Origin of the sequence: Enterobacter sp. Ap-867 (genome assembly GCF_011752855.1) — a bacterium.
Lineage (GTDB): Bacteria > Pseudomonadota > Gammaproteobacteria > Enterobacterales > Enterobacteriaceae > Cedecea.
The window spans coordinates 100,164-116,743 of record NZ_VWWS01000001.1; the positions used below are offsets into that span (position 1 = coordinate 100,164).

The window sequence follows — 16,580 nt, forward strand, 5'->3', positions numbered from 1 at the left end:
AACGGTTCCCGTAGTTCGGGAGCCGTTTTGGCTTTTTAAAAACAGCCGAAAATTGACGCTGTTTTATTAATAAATTTTGAGTAATGAGGCTTTTATAATGGTACCTGTGGTCGCGCTTGTTGGGCGCCCTAACGTCGGTAAATCGACCCTGTTTAACCGCTTAACGCGTACCCGCGATGCGCTGGTTGCGGATTTTCCGGGGCTGACTCGCGATCGCAAGTACGGTCGTGCGGAAGTCGAAGGCCGCGAGTTTATCTGTATTGATACCGGCGGTATCGATGGCACGGAAGACGGTGTGGAAACGCGCATGGCCGAGCAGTCGCTGCTGGCGATTGAAGAGGCGGATGTTGTGCTGTTCATGGTGGATGCACGTGCGGGCCTGATGCCTGCCGATGAAGCCATCGCTCAGCACCTGCGCTCCCGCCAGAAGCCAACTTTCCTGGTAGCGAACAAGACCGACGGTCTTGACCCGGACCAGGCGGTGATTGACTTCTACTCTCTGGGCCTCGGCGAAATCCACCCGATTGCGGCTTCCCATGGCCGCGGTGTGACCAGCCTGCTGGAACACGTTCTGGTGCCGTGGATGGACGATATCGACCCGCGCGAACAGCCGGCAGAGATGGACGAAGACGAAGCCTACTGGGCCGCGTTTAACGCCAAAAACGGCATTGTGTCCGATGACGAAGAGTTTGAGGAAGAAGAGGAGGAAGAAGCCTTCAATCCTCAGGATCTGCCTATCAAGCTCGCTATCGTTGGCCGTCCTAACGTAGGTAAGTCTACGCTAACTAACCGTATCCTCGGCGAAGAACGCGTTGTCGTTTATGACATGCCGGGCACCACCCGCGACAGCATCTATATCCCGATGGAGCGTGACGAGCGTGAATTCGTGCTGATTGATACTGCGGGCGTGCGTAAGCGCGGGAAAATTACTGACACGGTAGAAAAATTCTCGGTAATCAAAACTCTGCAAGCGATCGAAGATGCGAACGTTGTGCTGCTGGTTATCGATGCCCGCGAAGGCATTTCCGATCAGGATCTCTCGTTGCTGGGCTTCATCCTGAATAGTGGGCGCTCACTGGTAATCGTGGTCAACAAGTGGGATGGTCTGAGCAACGAAGTTCGCGAGCAGGTGAAAGAGACGCTGGACTACCGTCTGGGCTTTATCGACTTCGCCCGCGTGCACTTCATCTCCGCTTTGCACGGCAGCGGCGTAGGTAACCTGTTCGAATCCGTGCGTGAAGCCTACGACAGCTCCACGCGTCGCGTAAGCACCGCGCTGCTGACCCGCATCATGAACATGGCGGCAGAAGACCATCAGCCACCGCTGGTGCGTGGCCGTCGCGTTAAGCTGAAATACGCGCACGCCGGTGGCTATAACCCGCCAATCGTGGTGATTCACGGCAACCAGGTAAAAGATCTGCCGGATTCCTACAAGCGTTATCTGATGAACTACTTCCGCAAATCGCTGGACGTGATGGGGACGCCAATCCGCATTCAGTTCAAGGAAGGGGAGAACCCGTTCGCCGGGAAACGTAACACCCTGACGCCGAACCAGATGCGTAAGCGTAAGCGTCTCATCAAGCACATCAAGAAAAGTAAGTAATTCGGACGGGAGCATTAAGCTCCCGTTTTACTTTATGGAGATACCACATGGAACTGAATTGCCCGGCGTGTAACAACGAACTGAAACAAACGGACGATGGGGCGCACTGCGATGCCTGCGGGAAGGACTTCCGCCTGGAAGCGCTTTGCCCGGACTGTCACAAGCCGCTGCAGGTGCTGAAAGCGTGTGGGGCGGTGGATTATTTCTGCCAGAACGGCCACGGGCTGATTTCTAAAAAGCGCGTAGAGTTTGTGCCCGCCGCACTCTGAGTGGCTTATTTGTCTTTCGCTGCGGGCTTACGTTTCCGCGGCGCTTTCACCGGCTTAATGCCTGTCACCTGACTTTCGACCCAGCCGTCATCCAGACGCGTGGTTAGCGTGTCCCCAGACTTCACCTGTTTGGTTTTCTTCAGCACTTTGCCGTCTTCGGCGGTGGTCACGCTGTAGCCGCGCGCGAGCGTCGCCAGCGGGCTGACGGCTTCCAGCTGGGCGAGCGCGGTGCCAAAGCGTTGTTTCGTCTGGCTAAGCTGAGCGCTTACTAACTGCGACAGGCGGTATTCCAGCTGCTGTAAGCGAGACTGGGCGCGGTGAATGCGGGGCTGAGGCTGCTGCTGGTTCAGGCGCTGGCTAAGGCGCAGCTGCTGCTGACTCGCCCGGCGCATTTTGCCGTCCATTGCCACGGTCAGACGCTGGCGCAGGCGCTCAAGCGTGGTTTGCTGGCGGGCTAAACGTAGCTGAGGATGCTGCTGCTGCAGGCGGTGGTGTAGCTGGGTAAACCGCCGTGAGCGCTGGGCGAGGTAATAGTCCATCGCCATTTCCATACGCTGCTGCTGGGACTGGATTTGGCGCAGTAACTCCGTCTGATTACGGCTGACGATTTCTGCTGCGGCGGACGGCGTCGGCGCACGTAAATCAGCGACAAAATCGGCGATCGTGACGTCAGTTTCATGCCCTACGGCACTAACGACGGGGATCTTGCTTGCGAAAATTGCCCGTGCAACCCGCTCATCGTTAAAGCTCCACAGGTCTTCCAGCGAGCCGCCGCCGCGCCCGACAATCAGCACGTCACATTCGTTGCGCAGGTTGGCTAACTCAATGGCGCGCACAATCTGCAGCGGGGCGTCTGCGCCCTGAACGGCGGTCGGGTAGATGATGACCGGCAGCGACGGATCGCGGCGCTGTAATACATGCAGCACGTCATGCAGGGCCGCACCAGTTTTAGAGGTAATCACGCCGACCTGGCGAGCCGGAGCGGGCAGGGGCTGCTTGTGCAACGGGTCGAAAAGCCCTTCGGCGCTCAGCTTCTGTTTCAACTGCTCGTACTGCTGCTGCAACAGCCCTTCACCGGCGGGCTGCATGCTTTCGACAATGATCTGGTAGTCGCCGCGCGGTTCGTAAAGCGTGATGTTAGCGCGCACTAACACCTGCTGGCCGTGCTGCGGGCGGAAGGTCACGCGGCGGTTGCTGTTGCGGAACATCGCGCAGCGCACCTGGGCGGTATCGTCCTTTAGCGTGAAGTACCAGTGGCCCGATGAAGGCTGGCTTAAGTTAGAGATTTCACCGCTGATCCAGACCTGCCCCATTTCCTGCTCAAGCAGCAAACGCACCGTCTGATTCAGGCGAGAAACGGTAAAAATTGAGGGGGAATTTTGTGTCGACATGTGAGCTGGATCAAATTCTAAATCAGCAGGTTATTAGGTCGATAGTACCTTCCGTTTCGCTATTAGCAAGGAGTTTTGCGAAAAAAGTGTGGATGCAATCGCTTACGCTCTGTATAATGCCGCGGCAATATTTTATCTGTTCTCATTCACCCCCAGGTTGAGATATTGCCATGCTACGTATCGCTAAAGAAGCACTGACGTTTGACGACGTTCTCCTCGTTCCCGCTCATTCCACCGTTCTGCCGAACACGGCCGACCTCAGCACTCAGCTGACCAAAACTATTCGTCTGAATATCCCTATGCTGTCCGCAGCGATGGATACCGTGACGGAAGCGCGTCTGGCTATCGCTCTGGCGCAGGAAGGTGGCCTTGGTTTCATTCACAAAAACATGTCCATTGAGCGCCAGGCTGAAGAAGTTAAGCGCGTGAAGAAACACGAAAGTGGCGTGGTTACTGACCCGCAAACCGTGCTGCCAACCACCACCCTGCGTGAAGTGAAAGAATTAACCGAGCGTAACGGCTTTGCCGGCTACCCGGTCGTCACCGAAGACAACGAGCTGGTGGGTATCATCACCGGTCGTGACGTGCGCTTTGTGACCGACCTGGCCCAGCCAGTTAGCGTGTACATGACCCCGAAAGAGCGTCTGGTTACCGTGAAAGAGGGCGAAGCGCGCGACGTCGTGCTGTCTAAAATGCACGAAAAACGCGTTGAGAAAGCGCTGGTTGTAGACGCTGGCTTCCACCTGCGCGGCATGATCACCGTAAAAGACTTCCAGAAAGCAGAGCGTAAACCTAACGCCTGTAAAGATGAGCAGGGCCGTCTGCGCGTTGGGGCTGCGGTTGGCGCAGGCGCAGGCAACGAAGAGCGCGTTGACGCGCTGGTCGCTGCTGGCGTTGATATTCTGCTGATTGACTCCTCTCACGGCCACTCCGAAGGCGTTCTGCAACGTATTCGTGAAACCCGTGCTAAATATCCTGACCTGCAAATCATCGGCGGTAACGTAGCAACCGCCGCTGGTGCTCGCGCCCTGGCCGAAGCTGGCTGCAGCGCGGTGAAGGTTGGGATCGGTCCTGGCTCCATCTGTACCACTCGTATTGTTACCGGCGTAGGTGTACCGCAGATCACCGCCGTGGCTGACGCGGTTGAAGCGCTGGAAGGCACCGGTATTCCGGTTATCGCTGACGGCGGTATCCGCTTCTCCGGTGACATCGCGAAAGCCATCGCCGCTGGTGCAGCTGCTGTCATGGTTGGCGGTATGCTGGCAGGTACCGAAGAATCTCCGGGCGAAATCGAACTGTACCAGGGCCGTGCGTTCAAATCTTACCGCGGCATGGGTTCTCTGGGCGCGATGTCCAAAGGCTCTTCTGACCGTTACTTCCAGACCGACAACGCTGCAGACAAACTGGTGCCGGAAGGTATCGAAGGTCGCGTAGCGTACAAAGGCCGTCTGAAAGAGATCGTTCATCAGCAGATGGGTGGCCTGCGTTCCTGCATGGGCCTGACCGGCTGTGGTACTATCGACTTGCTGCGCACCAAAGCAGAATTCGTACGTATCAGCGGCGCGGGCATCCAGGAAAGCCACGTTCACGACGTGACGATCACCAAAGAGTCCCCGAACTACCGTATGGGTTCTTAATCTTTATGCACCCGGCTTTATGCCGGGTGTTTTTGTTTTGTATCACTTGCCTCGGAATTAACGTCAATGACGGAAAACATTCATAAACATCGCATTCTGATCCTCGACTTCGGTTCTCAGTACACTCAGCTAGTGGCGCGCCGCGTCCGTGAGCTCGGCGTTTACTGCGAGCTGTGGGCCTGGGATGTTACCGAAGCTCAAATTCGTGAGTTCAACCCAAGCGGCATCATCCTTTCCGGCGGCCCGGAAAGCACCACCGAAGCAAACAGCCCGCGTGCGCCTGAGTACGTGTTCGAAGCCGGCGTGCCGGTGTTCGGCGTTTGCTACGGCATGCAGACCATGGCCATGCAGCTGGGCGGCCACGTTGAAAGCTCTACCGAGCGTGAATTCGGCTACGCGCAGGTTGAAGTGAAAACCGACAGTGCGCTGGTTCGCGGCATCGAAGACTCCCTGAGCGCAGCCGGCCAGCCGCTGCTGGACGTCTGGATGAGCCACGGCGACAAAGTCACCGCCATCCCGTCTGACTTCGTGACCGTTGCCAGCACCGAAACCTGTCCGTTCGCCATTATGGCCAACGAAGAAAAACGCTTCTACGGCGTGCAGTTCCACCCGGAAGTGACCCACACCCGTCAGGGCCAGCGTCTGCTGGAGCGTTTTGTGCTGGAAATCTGCGGCTGTGAAGCGCTGTGGACCCCGGCAAAAATCATCGAAGATGCTATCGTTCGCATCCGCGAGCAGGTGGGTGACGACAAAGTTATCCTCGGCCTGTCCGGCGGCGTTGACTCCTCCGTGACCGCGATGCTGCTGCACCGTGCCATCGGCAAAAACCTGACCTGCGTGTTCGTGGACAACGGCCTGCTGCGCCTGAACGAAGCCCAGCAGGTGATGGACATGTTCGGCGACCACTTCGGCCTGAACATCGTTCACGTTGAAGGCGAAAACCGCTTCCTGACCGCGCTGGCGGGCGAGAACGACCCGGAAGCCAAGCGTAAGATAATCGGCCGCGTGTTCGTGGAAGTGTTCGACGAAGAAGCACTGAAGCTGGAAGACGTTAAATGGCTGGCGCAGGGCACCATTTACCCTGACGTTATCGAGTCTGCGGCCTCCGCGACCGGCAAAGCACACGTCATCAAATCTCACCACAACGTGGGCGGCCTGCCGAAAGAGATGAAGATGGGCCTGGTTGAGCCACTGCGCGAGCTGTTCAAAGACGAAGTGCGTAAGATCGGTCTCGAGCTGGGACTGCCGTACGACATGCTTTACCGCCACCCGTTCCCGGGCCCAGGCCTCGGCGTTCGCGTGCTGGGCGAAGTGAAGAAAGAGTACTGCGACCTGCTGCGCCGCGCCGACGCTATCTTCATCGAAGAGCTGCACAAAGCCGACCTGTACAACAAAGTGAGCCAGGCGTTCACCGTGTTCCTGCCGGTCCGTTCCGTGGGCGTAATGGGCGATGGCCGCAAGTACGACTGGGTTGTTTCCCTCCGTGCGGTAGAAACCATCGACTTCATGACCGCGCACTGGGCGCACCTGCCGTATGACTTCCTCGGCCGCGTGTCCAACCGCATCATCAACGAAGTGAACGGCATCTCCCGCGTGGTTTACGATATCTCCGGCAAGCCGCCGGCGACGATTGAGTGGGAATGATTTAACGTCTGGCAATAGCCTGCACGTAAAAGCAGTAAAGAACCTGTAAGCCCGCGTAACTGCGGGCTTACAGGTTCTGAATAAGGGCAATTCTGGTGGAGGAGGTCTGAAACAGGTTAGTTCTATACAATAATGTAATTCATGAAACATCTGTGTCAGTAATATATAAAAACTGGCAGTGATTTAACCATTAGTAGATTTTGTAAGGTGCCATATGGCTCTTATTTTTGTCAAAATCACGTCATTTCGACACCCTTGCACTAATTTTGCTTCCTAAGTTGTTATACTCATAAAGATGTCTATGTCTCGATAGGTAATCCCAGTGAACTATCCGGGAACAAGTGTTGGGGCTGAATGGTCAAATAGATAATATTAATTTGCAGATAAAATAATAGGCATACCTATCAGTTTTATATGTCACAAATTACTTAAATGGTAAAGTGTGGCTTGGCTTGTTAATTAAATTGCTTACTAAAAAATAAATTATAGGAGATTATTTTTGGAACAAGGTTGCTACGTGAGTAATAAAGATATCATGAAATATATTTCATTGATTAATTTGGTGACCACCAGAGTGGTCACCTCTAATTATTGCAGTAATTAAAAATATTTTGTGAGTATGATTTTTAATTTAACTTCCCATGATTTTTTTGACTCTTTCAAACTCTATACATGTTTGATTCTCTTCCATTATTTTTCTGATTCCGTCAAACTCATCTGCAATATAGTAATGCGGCTCTTTACGTTCTCTCGATGTTGTGACTTTTTTTTCCTTTAAGAAAGATATAGATACTAATTTTTCTAATAATGCATGGTTTTTTTTGAATTTATTATGTACGCTTTGTTTAGGTAGGATTTTAAAACCCATACCTTTCCAAAAGAAACGTACAACATCTCTCACAAATTTATCATTTAAATCACTTTCCTTTACACCTTTTTCTTTTATTTCATCGAAATAACTTTGTAATCCATCGTATTTGCAAGTTGATTTATCAATGTTATTCACTAGAAGACTTGATGATATCTGAGAGTTTTTTCTTAACTTAGGTAAAAAAGTACTATTTCTGAAATGAGTTTCTTCATCAAAGTCACATTCAAAAAAATTTTCGAAATTTTCAAAATGACAATTATTGAACTTTAAATTTTTAAAATCGAAATTTATTTTTTTGTTGATACTGTGTAAATTGATTAAAGAAAGATTCTCAATGCAGTCATCTTTCGTAAATATTTCCTTTAATAACTCCGTTCTTTTTTCTTTGCTTTGCTCATTAATTAACAATAATAAAATGAAAAAGGAAGAGATTATTGACTGTTTATTATCAATAATAATGTTGGAGTCTTTGTTTCTATTTATGTTAACTAGATCTATTAATAGAAGAAATAAATTTTCATTGAGTTTTTCTGTGTTATTTATACGTTTTCTTAAGTTTTCAACAAAGTCATTATCATAATTAATGTAATCCTTAAGGATGTCAACCAAGTAATTATCTAGGTTTGATAGTTTAACCTCATCAAGCTCAAGAAAAATACATAATTTCAATTCCTTAAAATACTCTTCAAAAAAATCATATCTAAAGCTTAATACATCATCCAGTTCTTTTAATAAAGGGTGTGCATTAAACTTGGTTAGGTTTTTTTGAGAGTGGCTTTTAGATAACAATTCTTTTAATTGTGATTGATTTAATGTCCCGGAATAGCGTAGGGCCATGCTCATAAATAAGTATAATTGCTCATCAATATTAGTGTTGTCTAATTTTTTAATTTCACGCTCACAAACTTTTCCAATTAAGAAATCATGCTTGTTTTTATCTGACTTCAACAGTTTGCTATCGAAACTTGCTGTATTTAAACCTTCTTCATTGGAGATGATGATTTCTCTGATCATATCAAGTATGTAAGGTACGTAGCTACCATTAATTTCATAATCGCTAGCCATATTGATCGCTTTATTCTGTTTGTTCTTATCGTTAAATATCCTTGTAAAGTACTGTTCAGTTAGTTCCTTATTAAATGGAAGAATTTCAATTTCACTGATGTTATTTGATTTGATTAAATCATCACCCCAAAAACTATCACGACACGTAATTATAATTTTTGTTTTTCCAACACTGCCCAAATATTCAGTGGTAATAGAGTCCATGAACTTTATGACATCGAAATCGCTACCCTTCTTTGCAATAACTTCATCAATACCATCCAAGACAATGACCAAATTTCCATTGTCAGCAGAGAGACTAAATGTATGCTTATTAAGTCTTTTTTTTGTTTTGTATATTTCAGCTAATACTTGATAAAAATCATATAAATCACTTATTTTTCCTGATGACATTAATTCATTGATAATTCCATGTGAGTTTATAAATAAATATTTTGTGTCATTTTCATCAGGCTTTGAAGTCACATTTTTTTTTTGTATTTTATAAATGAACTGTCTGGCAACAGTTGTTTTACCAACTCCACCAGTACCTTTAATTACTAAAATAGGACTTTCATCATTTTTTATCCAATCATCAAAAAATAAACTTGACTGAACTTTTTCTCCATTGGGTTTTCTTACGTCTGGAGAAATGTATGAATTATGAGAGGATGGTTTTTCAACAGAAAAAATCTCCTCCAACAATTCTTCTTTGTATATTTTTCTACTTGAAAAGTTTTCTAAATATTCAACCTTTATGATGTCTTTATTATTTGATATCTTATCTTTAAATAGTTTCTCAATTCTATTTAGATCAATAGTACCACCAACTCTATTTTCTTTATCCGCCAAAAGGAAAATATTAGATGCATTTTGTAAGGTTGTTGAGTAATCAGAGCAAATATTGTTAATTGTTTTTTCCTGACTGGTAAAAGATGTAATATAAACAAATATTTGATTTTTGGTAAATTCTGAATTTATTTCAAATAGTTCATAATATATTCCAGATTTGGCTCTGGATTCTTTTATTAAGCAAACTTTAGCTGAAGGGAAATGTTTGGTTTGGAATGCTTCGACAATTTTTCTAATACTCCGTTTTTCTCTCTTTTGAATATTTTTACTGTTTTTTTCTACAACATCCTTCAAATCATTAATTCTATTGCCATCTAGTATAGAGTTACTTGGCGAATTTTGCTTCATAATGCGTACAGGAATAGCATTCTCTTTCATTCCACCTGATAGATCTCTTTTAAGAGTGAGGTAAAATGAAGCATGATGTAAGGTTAATAACAATATTTTTTTTTCGTCAATATTGATAACATCAAATTCAAAAAAATCTGCAATATCAATGTCATTTGATGAATAGCTACATGTACTTTCTAAACGAGAAGTTAAATCTGACTTTAATTCATCTAAATCCTGTAGTTCTCCTATCTCATTACCATCAATACTTTTGGTGAAATTGTTTTTTTCTCCTGTTTTTTCATCAAATCCAAAAATAAAGTGTCGAGGTGACTCGTTTTTATCATAGGTATTGAACATTGAAATAAAATCTTTTAAAAATTCATCCCATCCTTTCTGCATTAAAGATTTTTTTTCATTTGTCCAATACCAGTAGGATTTGAACTCTAAACATAAGTTTTCGTCTTGCTGAAGCAGTTTTTCAACTAATTTCTGATGCTCCATTTATATTATCCTCATGAAGTTTATGTTAATGTAACCGATTGGTTTTTAAATGATCATATTTTTTGATTATTTCTATAATGGTCACGTAATACTTGTGTATTAAAAATAATGTTTTACTCTTTGCATGTGATTTTATCTATAAGTGAAGATTATAGAGATGGTGTTTTTTGTGAATATCGTATCCTGTAAGCAATTGATTCATTGCTGTCCAGTTTTTGTCTGCATAGCCCTCTTGTAAATGCACTGGTTTAAACTCCACACATTTTGTGATATTTCCGTTTTTCGCTATCAGCCGGTACTCATTCAGCTTCAGATTATTAAGATGTTCATTAGGTTAGGTGGTTCGCTGTTATATTTAACCAGTCAGCGCTCCATTATTTTATGGACTTCTTCAGTTCCCTCAATAGATAAAGATTTATGGTTTCTGTTCGGTACATTCGGTTAAGACGTTCTATAAAGGGATATAGCATCAGCTTGCCTGACTTAATAAATCCCTGTAATACACTATGCACTTCTTCCCATTGTGTCAGATCCTGCGAAACCAATTCTGGTCCGTTGTCTATCCGTATATTAAATAAGTAGCCGCGGTTTGAGAAATCTTAGTCTAGGACCTGTATGACATGTTGAGTCGGGATATTCAGTTCGATATTCATCGCCAGTGTTTCGCGGTTAACATTGTCCATCACATTGAAAGCCCGAAAGCATCGACTACAGAGCAGCGCTCTGTGCATAAAAATGATGAAAAAGTTCTGATTCAACGCTTTTGACATCGCCATTGGCGCTGAATTACACGCTGGCAGTCAGTGCTTTCTCTTACTCGTGCTTCAAACCATTGATCTTTTTAAGACTGGCTAATTCCATCCCATTATATTTCCCCCTTCAGTTTTTTTAACTGGAAGGCGATATAGTGACTTCACGATAAACGTATTATACTGTCCGTTTGACTTCGATGACCTCCAAAACTGAAATACTATGCTGTACAGTAAACATGGGTTTACACATAGCTATATGTTTGGAGGATATAATTAATATGCCGTAAGAACTCCCAAAGTGAAGGGTTTTTTATTATTAGATAATCATAGAATACACTTTTTTTATTTAAAAAAACTACCATATACAGTAGTTGTTTATATTGTTTTAATAAATTGAAAATTTATGAAAGATATGTTAATAAAGCCTAGGTATATATGTTTCTGTGTTTATTATAAATATCTTTTTTAACTCATCGAACCAACTCTTATTTTTTATAATGCATGTTTTATAAATTAAATAAATTCCATAAACTAGTATCTAAGCCTTCAGCAATCACCGCAATCACCTCCAAAGTCGGATTCCTGACTCCGCGTTCGATTCCACTGATATAAGTACGATCTAAGCCGCATTTATCTGCAAAGGCTTCCTGAGATAACCCCGCCTCTAAGCGAAGTTTTCTGACCCGTTGCCCAAATTGAACTGTAATTTTTTTAGTATTTTCCATGCGGATAAGCATTATCCTTCGTTGCTTATCAGACCACGGACTATGAGTCACATTTGTGAATTGTTTTACTGTTATGAGATCTGAGATTTAAAGATTAGATAGGATCGGAAAATACAAACAGGCTGGCAAGATCGATGTTTAAACCATTGGCAATGATGTGGAGCACTTCCAGAGTGGGGTTTCTAACGCCGCGTTCAATTCCACTGACATAAGTACGATCCAAGCCGCACCTTTCTGCAAGGGCTTCTTGAGAGAGACCTTTTTGCAATCTCAGTTGCTTAACACGTTGTCCCAGCAGGGCCTGGATTGAATTGGATGTTTTCATGTGATCAGCATCTTGTTTTGATGCTTATGAGTCCACGGACTATTAGTCACATACGTTAATTTATGTGCTATGATGTGACTTATAGTCAACATGAAAGGAGGTTGTATGAAAGCACAGGACTGGCATCCGGCGGATATCATCGCTGGCATCAGGAAGAAAGGCACGTCGCTGGCGGCGTTATCCAGAGATTCCGGGCTGGCGTCATCGACGCTGGCGAATGCCTTAACCCGGCACTGGCCGAAGGGCGAGCGGCTTATCGCCGAAGCGTTGGGCAAACAGCCAGAAGAGATTTGGCCTTCGCGCTATCCAGCCTTGAACACTGGTGCGGCCGAAGAGGGTGATATTCACTCCCACTGTGATTGATCGTAAAAACAGGTCGGTTCCGCTGAAGAAACTGACCTGCCAAAAGTCCCGACGCTACTTATGCAGCTTCATCCCCTTTATCACCTTATCCACCACCTTCTTCGGGCCACGCATTGCCAGGCCGACCAGGTTCATGCTGTCGGCATCTTCCGCTTTGAACACTTCCCGGTTGGCTTCGTCTTGCCCGGTGGAAAACATGGCGTGTACGTAAGGGATCAGGGTTAGCTCGCGCTCGAGGCCTTTGTGGTGAGCAGTTTGCAGCCCTGCGAGATCGGATTCGAAAATCAGCATCGGCTGGCCGGACAAATTGCCGTATTCGCGGCCTTTCGCATCTATGTAGGGCGCGCCCATGATTTCCGGGGAGGCGGCTGCCACGCCGGTGCCGAGAAACGCCACCACGTTCAGGCGCTGCCAGGCAGGTAAATCGTCGCGTACGATAAAGGCAATTTTGGTATCAAACATCTGTCCTGCTTCTCCGTTCATCTTTCTGAGAAAGCATCATCGAAGATAACAGGGCGGTCAGTATAGAACGTTTGTGCAGCGGCGCTGGTAAGCGACGGGGGAGAGGCGATAGGCACGCTGGAACCAGCGTCCCATATGGCTTTGGTCGGCAAATCCGGTTTGTGAGGCGACCAGCGCTGGCTCTTTCCCCTGCGCCAGCAGCGTACGGGCGGTGCGCAGGCGGAGTCGCACCAGGTAAGCGTGAGGTGACTGGCCAAATGCCTGCTTAAACTGGCGGTTGAGCCGGAACCTGTCGATGCCGGAGTGCAACGCGAGTTCGTCGAGGCCGATGTCCAGATGCATACGATCGTGAAGATAATTCCGGACTTCATGCATTTGCCGAAGCGCATCGTTTGAGGTGGAAGGCTGCCTGAGGCTGATGTGACGGGAAAGCAGGGCGATAAGGTGGTCGAGCGTCTGGTCGCACGCGAGTCGCCCTTCGCGATGGTGAACGGCAAAAAACGCCTGCTGAATAGCAATGCTTAGCTGCGGGTCGTCCGCCAGGGTGTTATGGAAAGCGGCTTCCAGCGTGGCGATGTTGCCCAGCCCGCGGCGCTGCATGTGATCGCCCACCCAGGCTTGCGGCAGGTAGAGCATCGCGTAAGTAAAGCCTTCGGCTTCGGGAGCGTGGCCGTCGTGCACCGCGCCGGGTTCAATCAGAATGGCTCTTCCCGGATGGCTGGTGTGCGTGGTGCGGTGGCAGTTAAAGCGCTGGAGCCCCTGCTGCGTAACGCCGACAAGCACTTCATCATGATCGTGCGCGTCATAAGCGTGGCCGGAGAAATGGGCGTTAATGCTCTCTATACCGCTCTCTTCATCGCGGTTGATATCAACCCAGTCGCTGCTTGTTTTGTCGCGCGTTATCATCAATCAGGCCTCGCTTTAAAACGAATTCGGTTTCCGAAAGAGGAGCAGGCTACTCGATGCCATAGAAAAGGAAGTTAAGCGCCGCTTTTATTGTATTTTCATGTTCAGCCGCGCTGCAGTGTTCTGCGCCCAGGACCCGTTCAGGGATGCTCGCGAGTTCATGAGTCATCACAATAAAATCTTCACCGGCCAGATGAATGGATGGGGTGAGTTTGTCCGTGCGTGGCCCTTTATAGTTTTCAGCAGGGAATAAAGGAATGACGACTCGGGTGTTTCTACGCCCAATGATGTTGCTCTGAACATTCAATAAATACGGGTAAGCCGTTGGCTTTCCCGTATTTTTGTAGACGGTGAATTGCATGATTAGAACGTCCTGTAGGTGTCGGATAAAAGGCCGTTTTCTTCCGTGAGCTGGTTCAGATAGTCGATTGCGGCTTCGTTTTCTTTCTTCCAGCGAGCGGCTTCAATCTCCTTGATTTCGGCTTTTAGCGCTTTACGCAACGTTTGTGACAAGTTGATTCCTGCCGCTTTGGCTTCCTGAATCAGATCTGGCTCCAGTGTGACGGTGACGGTTTTTTTCACTCGTATACTTGCTGATGCAGGCATGGCTCCTCCTCAAGAACTGTGCTTTTGTATGTGTTAATAACGCATACAGTAGCACATATACTGTATGGCTAAAATATCACCAAATATCTTTGGTTAAAAATCGACTTCATGTCCGGGTTTCAAGCCCGCTATATAAATCCCGAGTGATCTGCTAAAACATCTGGCGATCCGACTCCGGCAAAAGTTAAACAAGACTGAGGTAACGAGCACCATGAATAAAGCAGATCATCTCCAGGCGGTCACGACCAAAGCCCGGGCGATCATGGCCCGGCACAATATTGAGGCTCTGGTGGTGACCACCCCGGACAACTTTTGCCATGTCACCGGGTTTGCCAGTTTCTTTATGTACACCTTCCGCCACACCGGCGCGGCGCTGGCGGTCATTTTCCGGGATGAGAAGCTGCCTTCGTTGATCGTGATGAATGAGTTTGAGGCGGCTGGCCTGAAGTTTGATCTGGCGAACTATGAGCTGAAGACCTTCCCGGTTTGGGTGGATGTCGATGAGCCTTTTAACCCGCAGCGGGTGGTGAAAGAGCGGCCGATTGGCCCGCCGGTGGAGGCCGTTTTCACGCTGCTCAAGTCCACATTGGCGGATGCGGGCGTGCTGGATAAAAACATCGCTATCGAGCTGAATGCGATGAGCAACGGCGGCAAGCAGACGCTGGATAAGGTGATCCCGAATCTACGGCTGGTGGACTCCACGGCAATCTTTAATGAGCTACGGATGGTCAAAAGCCCGTGGGAGATAGCCTTCCTGCGTAAAAGCGCGCAGATCACCGAGTATGGCATCAGTGAAGCTTTTAAGACGATTGGCGTGGGCTGTTCGGCGTGGGATCTCACCGCCGCCTACAAAGCAGCCGTGATGCAGCACCCGGAGACCAACCTGTCGCGCTTCCATTTGATCTCGGTGGGCGATGATTTTGCCCCAAAACTCATCCCGAGCCGCGAACCCGTTAAACCGGGGGATTTGATCAAATTTGACTGCGGCGTGGATGTCGCCGGGTACGGGGCGGATTTGGCGCGAACCGTGGTGTTCGGGCAGCCAACGGCCATGGCCGAGCGAATCTACCAAACCATTTTGCAGGGCCACGAGCATATGCTCAGCCTGATTGGCCCGGGCGTAAAGCTCAGCCATGTGTTTAACGACACGATGAGTAAAATCAAGGCCAATGGCTTGCCGCACTATAATCGCGGCCATTTAGGGCACGGCGATGGGCTGTTCTTAGGCCTGGAAGAGGCGCCGTTCGTGAGCGCTGCGGCAACCGAAACCTTCGAACCGGGCATGGTCTTTAGCGTGGAAACGCCTTACTACGGCATCGGCGTCGGGGCGATCATGCTGGAAGATATGTTGCTCATCACCGATGACGGCTATGAATTGTTTAGCCAGTTACCGAGGACGCTACAGCGTTTTGAGTAAGCTTAATTCGGGGCATTAAGATGCCCCGTTAATCTCTTAATTAAGATATTATTGTGAATTCGTGTTGTCAGCTTTGCTAAATTAAGTATCTTAATTTTGTAATGGTTGGATAGTACATTGCATTATTAAAAATAAAGGAACCTGCGAGATTAATTTGTACATAAAGGGGTTATAAATAATGCCCGATAATACCAGACGGTTCCTTTAGGTCAAAAATAACGGATTTTAGTATAAGCGGCTGACATCTACCATTTTTGCATGGGCGAGAGAATATTCAGCGGGCCTCAGTCTCATTCTTTGCTTAGCTAAATTCATTGCCTGCTGACTGGCGCCAGAAAAATCCTTCGGATTTTGCCCCTCGGAGATACCGCAGCCTTTTTGATAGTGAAAGTTGAATGTTTTGGGGATAACGCCAGAGTAATACTCATTTGAATACTCGGCGCTGCCTCCCTGCGCTTTAATAAAGCTGACAATATCATTCCCTATGTGGCTGCTGGGAGGGGAACACCGGACGTAGCTTTGTTTACCGTCGCCGCCAAAGACCGTTGCTTTAAGGCTGCTCATGCTGATGTTTTTAGCGGCTAAAGCATTCTTAATTTCTCTTAAATTTTGCTGCAGCCCGACTTCTGAATCAAAATGCGCGCAGAGAAGGTAATCATGCTGCTCTGATACGGCATAAAGCCCCAGGCAGGTTTGTATTGCCGGCATGGAAAGATCAAGCCCTTCTTTTTTGAACAGACCATATTGGCCCTGTAATACGACGACTCTCATATAATTAATTTCCTTATTAGATGAAATACCCGCGCAAAGAATATAGCAATCTAAAAAGAATGACACGTAACCATTAGTGAGATATTTCTGTAAAACGCCAGATGCCGA

15 protein-coding genes are annotated in these 16,580 nt (G+C 47.6%); 6 read left to right on the plus strand and 9 right to left on the minus strand.

All coding sequences use genetic code 11. The features are described 5' to 3' along the window. Window positions 1–97 precede the first annotated feature (97 nt). Together der and F3J26_RS00490 are read left to right on the plus strand one after the other, a co-directional pair. Window positions 98–1,603: a ribosome biogenesis GTPase Der gene (gene der, locus F3J26_RS00485; RefSeq protein WP_008459404.1), complete on the plus strand. Its 1,506-nt coding sequence runs from the start codon at window positions 98–100 to the stop codon at window positions 1,601–1,603. Between the two features lie 47 nt (window positions 1,604–1,650). Continuing rightward, window positions 1,651–1,872 carry a YfgJ family double zinc ribbon protein gene (locus F3J26_RS00490; protein ID WP_166990482.1) on the plus strand — a complete coding sequence of 74 codons (222 nt, stop codon included), beginning with the start codon at window positions 1,651–1,653 and terminating at the stop codon, window positions 1,870–1,872. Window positions 1,873–1,877: 5 nt separating this feature from the next. Here F3J26_RS00490 and xseA read toward each other — a convergent pair whose 3' ends face one another. Next, window positions 1,878–3,263 carry an exodeoxyribonuclease VII large subunit gene (gene xseA / locus F3J26_RS00495; protein WP_166990485.1) on the minus strand — a complete coding sequence of 462 codons (1,386 nt, stop codon included), beginning with the start codon at window positions 3,261–3,263 and terminating at the stop codon, window positions 1,878–1,880. A 170-nt stretch (window positions 3,264–3,433) separates the two neighbouring features. Between xseA and guaB the strand changes: the two genes are divergently transcribed. Both guaB and guaA read left to right on the plus strand, forming a co-directional pair. After that, window positions 3,434–4,900, plus strand: coding sequence for an IMP dehydrogenase (guaB, locus tag F3J26_RS00500; RefSeq protein WP_008459401.1), 1,467 nt, complete (start codon window positions 3,434–3,436; stop codon window positions 4,898–4,900). A gap of 66 nt (window positions 4,901–4,966) precedes the next feature. Then, complete coding sequence (guaA, locus tag F3J26_RS00505; protein WP_008459400.1) at window positions 4,967–6,544, plus strand: glutamine-hydrolyzing GMP synthase; 1,578 nt, start codon at window positions 4,967–4,969, stop codon at window positions 6,542–6,544. Between the two features lie 631 nt (window positions 6,545–7,175). Here the strand turns inward: guaA and F3J26_RS00510 are convergent. The 3 genes from F3J26_RS00510 to F3J26_RS00520 form a co-directional block, all read right to left on the minus strand. After that, window positions 7,176–10,145, minus strand: coding sequence for an NACHT domain-containing protein (locus F3J26_RS00510; RefSeq protein WP_166990487.1), 2,970 nt, complete (start codon window positions 10,143–10,145; stop codon window positions 7,176–7,178). A 1,258-nt stretch (window positions 10,146–11,403) separates the two neighbouring features. Beyond that, the gene (locus tag F3J26_RS00515) at window positions 11,404–11,622 is read right to left on the minus strand and encodes a helix-turn-helix domain-containing protein (RefSeq protein ID WP_166990490.1); all 219 of its coding nucleotides are present in this window, start codon (window positions 11,620–11,622) and stop codon (window positions 11,404–11,406) included. 94 nt (window positions 11,623–11,716) lie between these two features. Beyond that, window positions 11,717–11,947 carry a helix-turn-helix domain-containing protein gene (locus F3J26_RS00520; protein WP_166990493.1) on the minus strand — a complete coding sequence of 77 codons (231 nt, stop codon included), beginning with the start codon at window positions 11,945–11,947 and terminating at the stop codon, window positions 11,717–11,719. Window positions 11,948–12,052: 105 nt separating this feature from the next. Here F3J26_RS00520 and F3J26_RS00525 point away from each other — a divergent pair, with 105 nt between their 5' ends. Then, window positions 12,053–12,310, plus strand: a complete 258-nt coding sequence (locus tag F3J26_RS00525) for a helix-turn-helix domain-containing protein (protein WP_166990496.1) — start codon at window positions 12,053–12,055, stop codon at window positions 12,308–12,310. Window positions 12,311–12,364: 54 nt separating this feature from the next. Here F3J26_RS00525 and F3J26_RS00530 read toward each other — a convergent pair whose 3' ends face one another. Genes F3J26_RS00530 through F3J26_RS00545 form a run of 4 tightly spaced genes read right to left on the minus strand, consistent with a single transcriptional unit; the run spans window position 12,365 to window position 14,284 of the window. Beyond that, on the minus strand, window positions 12,365–12,772 hold the full coding sequence (locus tag F3J26_RS00530; RefSeq protein ID WP_166990499.1) for a DUF2000 family protein: 408 nt from the start codon (window positions 12,770–12,772) through the stop codon (window positions 12,365–12,367). Window positions 12,773–12,829: 57 nt separating this feature from the next. After that, complete coding sequence (locus tag F3J26_RS00535) at window positions 12,830–13,678, minus strand: AraC family transcriptional regulator (protein WP_166990501.1); 849 nt, start codon at window positions 13,676–13,678, stop codon at window positions 12,830–12,832. Between the two features lie 49 nt (window positions 13,679–13,727). Next, on the minus strand, window positions 13,728–14,039 hold the full coding sequence (locus tag F3J26_RS00540) for a CcdB family protein (RefSeq protein ID WP_008459397.1): 312 nt from the start codon (window positions 14,037–14,039) through the stop codon (window positions 13,728–13,730). 2 nt (window positions 14,040–14,041) lie between these two features. Continuing rightward, window positions 14,042–14,284 carry a type II toxin-antitoxin system CcdA family antitoxin gene (locus F3J26_RS00545; protein WP_034809527.1) on the minus strand — a complete coding sequence of 81 codons (243 nt, stop codon included), beginning with the start codon at window positions 14,282–14,284 and terminating at the stop codon, window positions 14,042–14,044. 211 nt (window positions 14,285–14,495) lie between these two features. Here F3J26_RS00545 and F3J26_RS00550 point away from each other — a divergent pair, with 211 nt between their 5' ends. Beyond that, a complete protein-coding gene (locus F3J26_RS00550; protein ID WP_166990503.1) occupies window positions 14,496–15,701 on the plus strand; it encodes a M24 family metallopeptidase in 1,206 nt (401 codons plus the stop codon). 225 nt (window positions 15,702–15,926) lie between these two features. Here the strand turns inward: F3J26_RS00550 and F3J26_RS00555 are convergent, their stop codons facing one another. Further along, the gene (locus F3J26_RS00555) at window positions 15,927–16,472 is read right to left on the minus strand and encodes a hypothetical protein (protein ID WP_166990506.1); all 546 of its coding nucleotides are present in this window, start codon (window positions 16,470–16,472) and stop codon (window positions 15,927–15,929) included. Between the last annotated feature and the right edge of the window lie 108 nt (window positions 16,473–16,580).

What these genes read in the sequence shown, in the direction of transcription:
- F3J26_RS00490 (WP_166990482.1), top strand. Translation starts at nt 1,651, where the DNA reads ATGGAACTGAATTGCCCGGCGTGTAACAACGAACTGAAACAAACGGAC.
- guaA (WP_008459400.1), top strand. Translation starts at nt 4,967, where the DNA reads ATGACGGAAAACATTCATAAACATCGCATTCTGATCCTCGACTTCGGT.
- F3J26_RS00515 (WP_166990490.1), bottom strand. Translation starts at nt 11,622, where the DNA reads ATGGAAAATACTAAAAAAATTACAGTTCAATTTGGGCAACGGGTCAGA.
- F3J26_RS00525 (WP_166990496.1), top strand. Translation starts at nt 12,053, where the DNA reads ATGAAAGCACAGGACTGGCATCCGGCGGATATCATCGCTGGCATCAGG.
- der (WP_008459404.1), top strand. Translation starts at nt 98, where the DNA reads ATGGTACCTGTGGTCGCGCTTGTTGGGCGCCCTAACGTCGGTAAATCG.
- F3J26_RS00530 (WP_166990499.1), bottom strand. Translation starts at nt 12,772, where the DNA reads ATGTTTGATACCAAAATTGCCTTTATCGTACGCGACGATTTACCTGCC.
- F3J26_RS00555 (WP_166990506.1), bottom strand. Translation starts at nt 16,472, where the DNA reads ATGAGAGTCGTCGTATTACAGGGCCAATATGGTCTGTTCAAAAAAGAA.
- F3J26_RS00520 (WP_166990493.1), bottom strand. Translation starts at nt 11,947, where the DNA reads ATGAAAACATCCAATTCAATCCAGGCCCTGCTGGGACAACGTGTTAAG.
- F3J26_RS00510 (WP_166990487.1), bottom strand. Translation starts at nt 10,145, where the DNA reads ATGGAGCATCAGAAATTAGTTGAAAAACTGCTTCAGCAAGACGAAAAC.
- F3J26_RS00550 (WP_166990503.1), top strand. Translation starts at nt 14,496, where the DNA reads ATGAATAAAGCAGATCATCTCCAGGCGGTCACGACCAAAGCCCGGGCG.
- F3J26_RS00540 (WP_008459397.1), bottom strand. Translation starts at nt 14,039, where the DNA reads ATGCAATTCACCGTCTACAAAAATACGGGAAAGCCAACGGCTTACCCG.
- xseA (WP_166990485.1), bottom strand. Translation starts at nt 3,263, where the DNA reads ATGTCGACACAAAATTCCCCCTCAATTTTTACCGTTTCTCGCCTGAAT.
- F3J26_RS00535 (WP_166990501.1), bottom strand. Translation starts at nt 13,678, where the DNA reads ATGATAACGCGCGACAAAACAAGCAGCGACTGGGTTGATATCAACCGC.
- guaB (WP_008459401.1), top strand. Translation starts at nt 3,434, where the DNA reads ATGCTACGTATCGCTAAAGAAGCACTGACGTTTGACGACGTTCTCCTC.
- F3J26_RS00545 (WP_034809527.1), bottom strand. Translation starts at nt 14,284, where the DNA reads ATGCCTGCATCAGCAAGTATACGAGTGAAAAAAACCGTCACCGTCACA.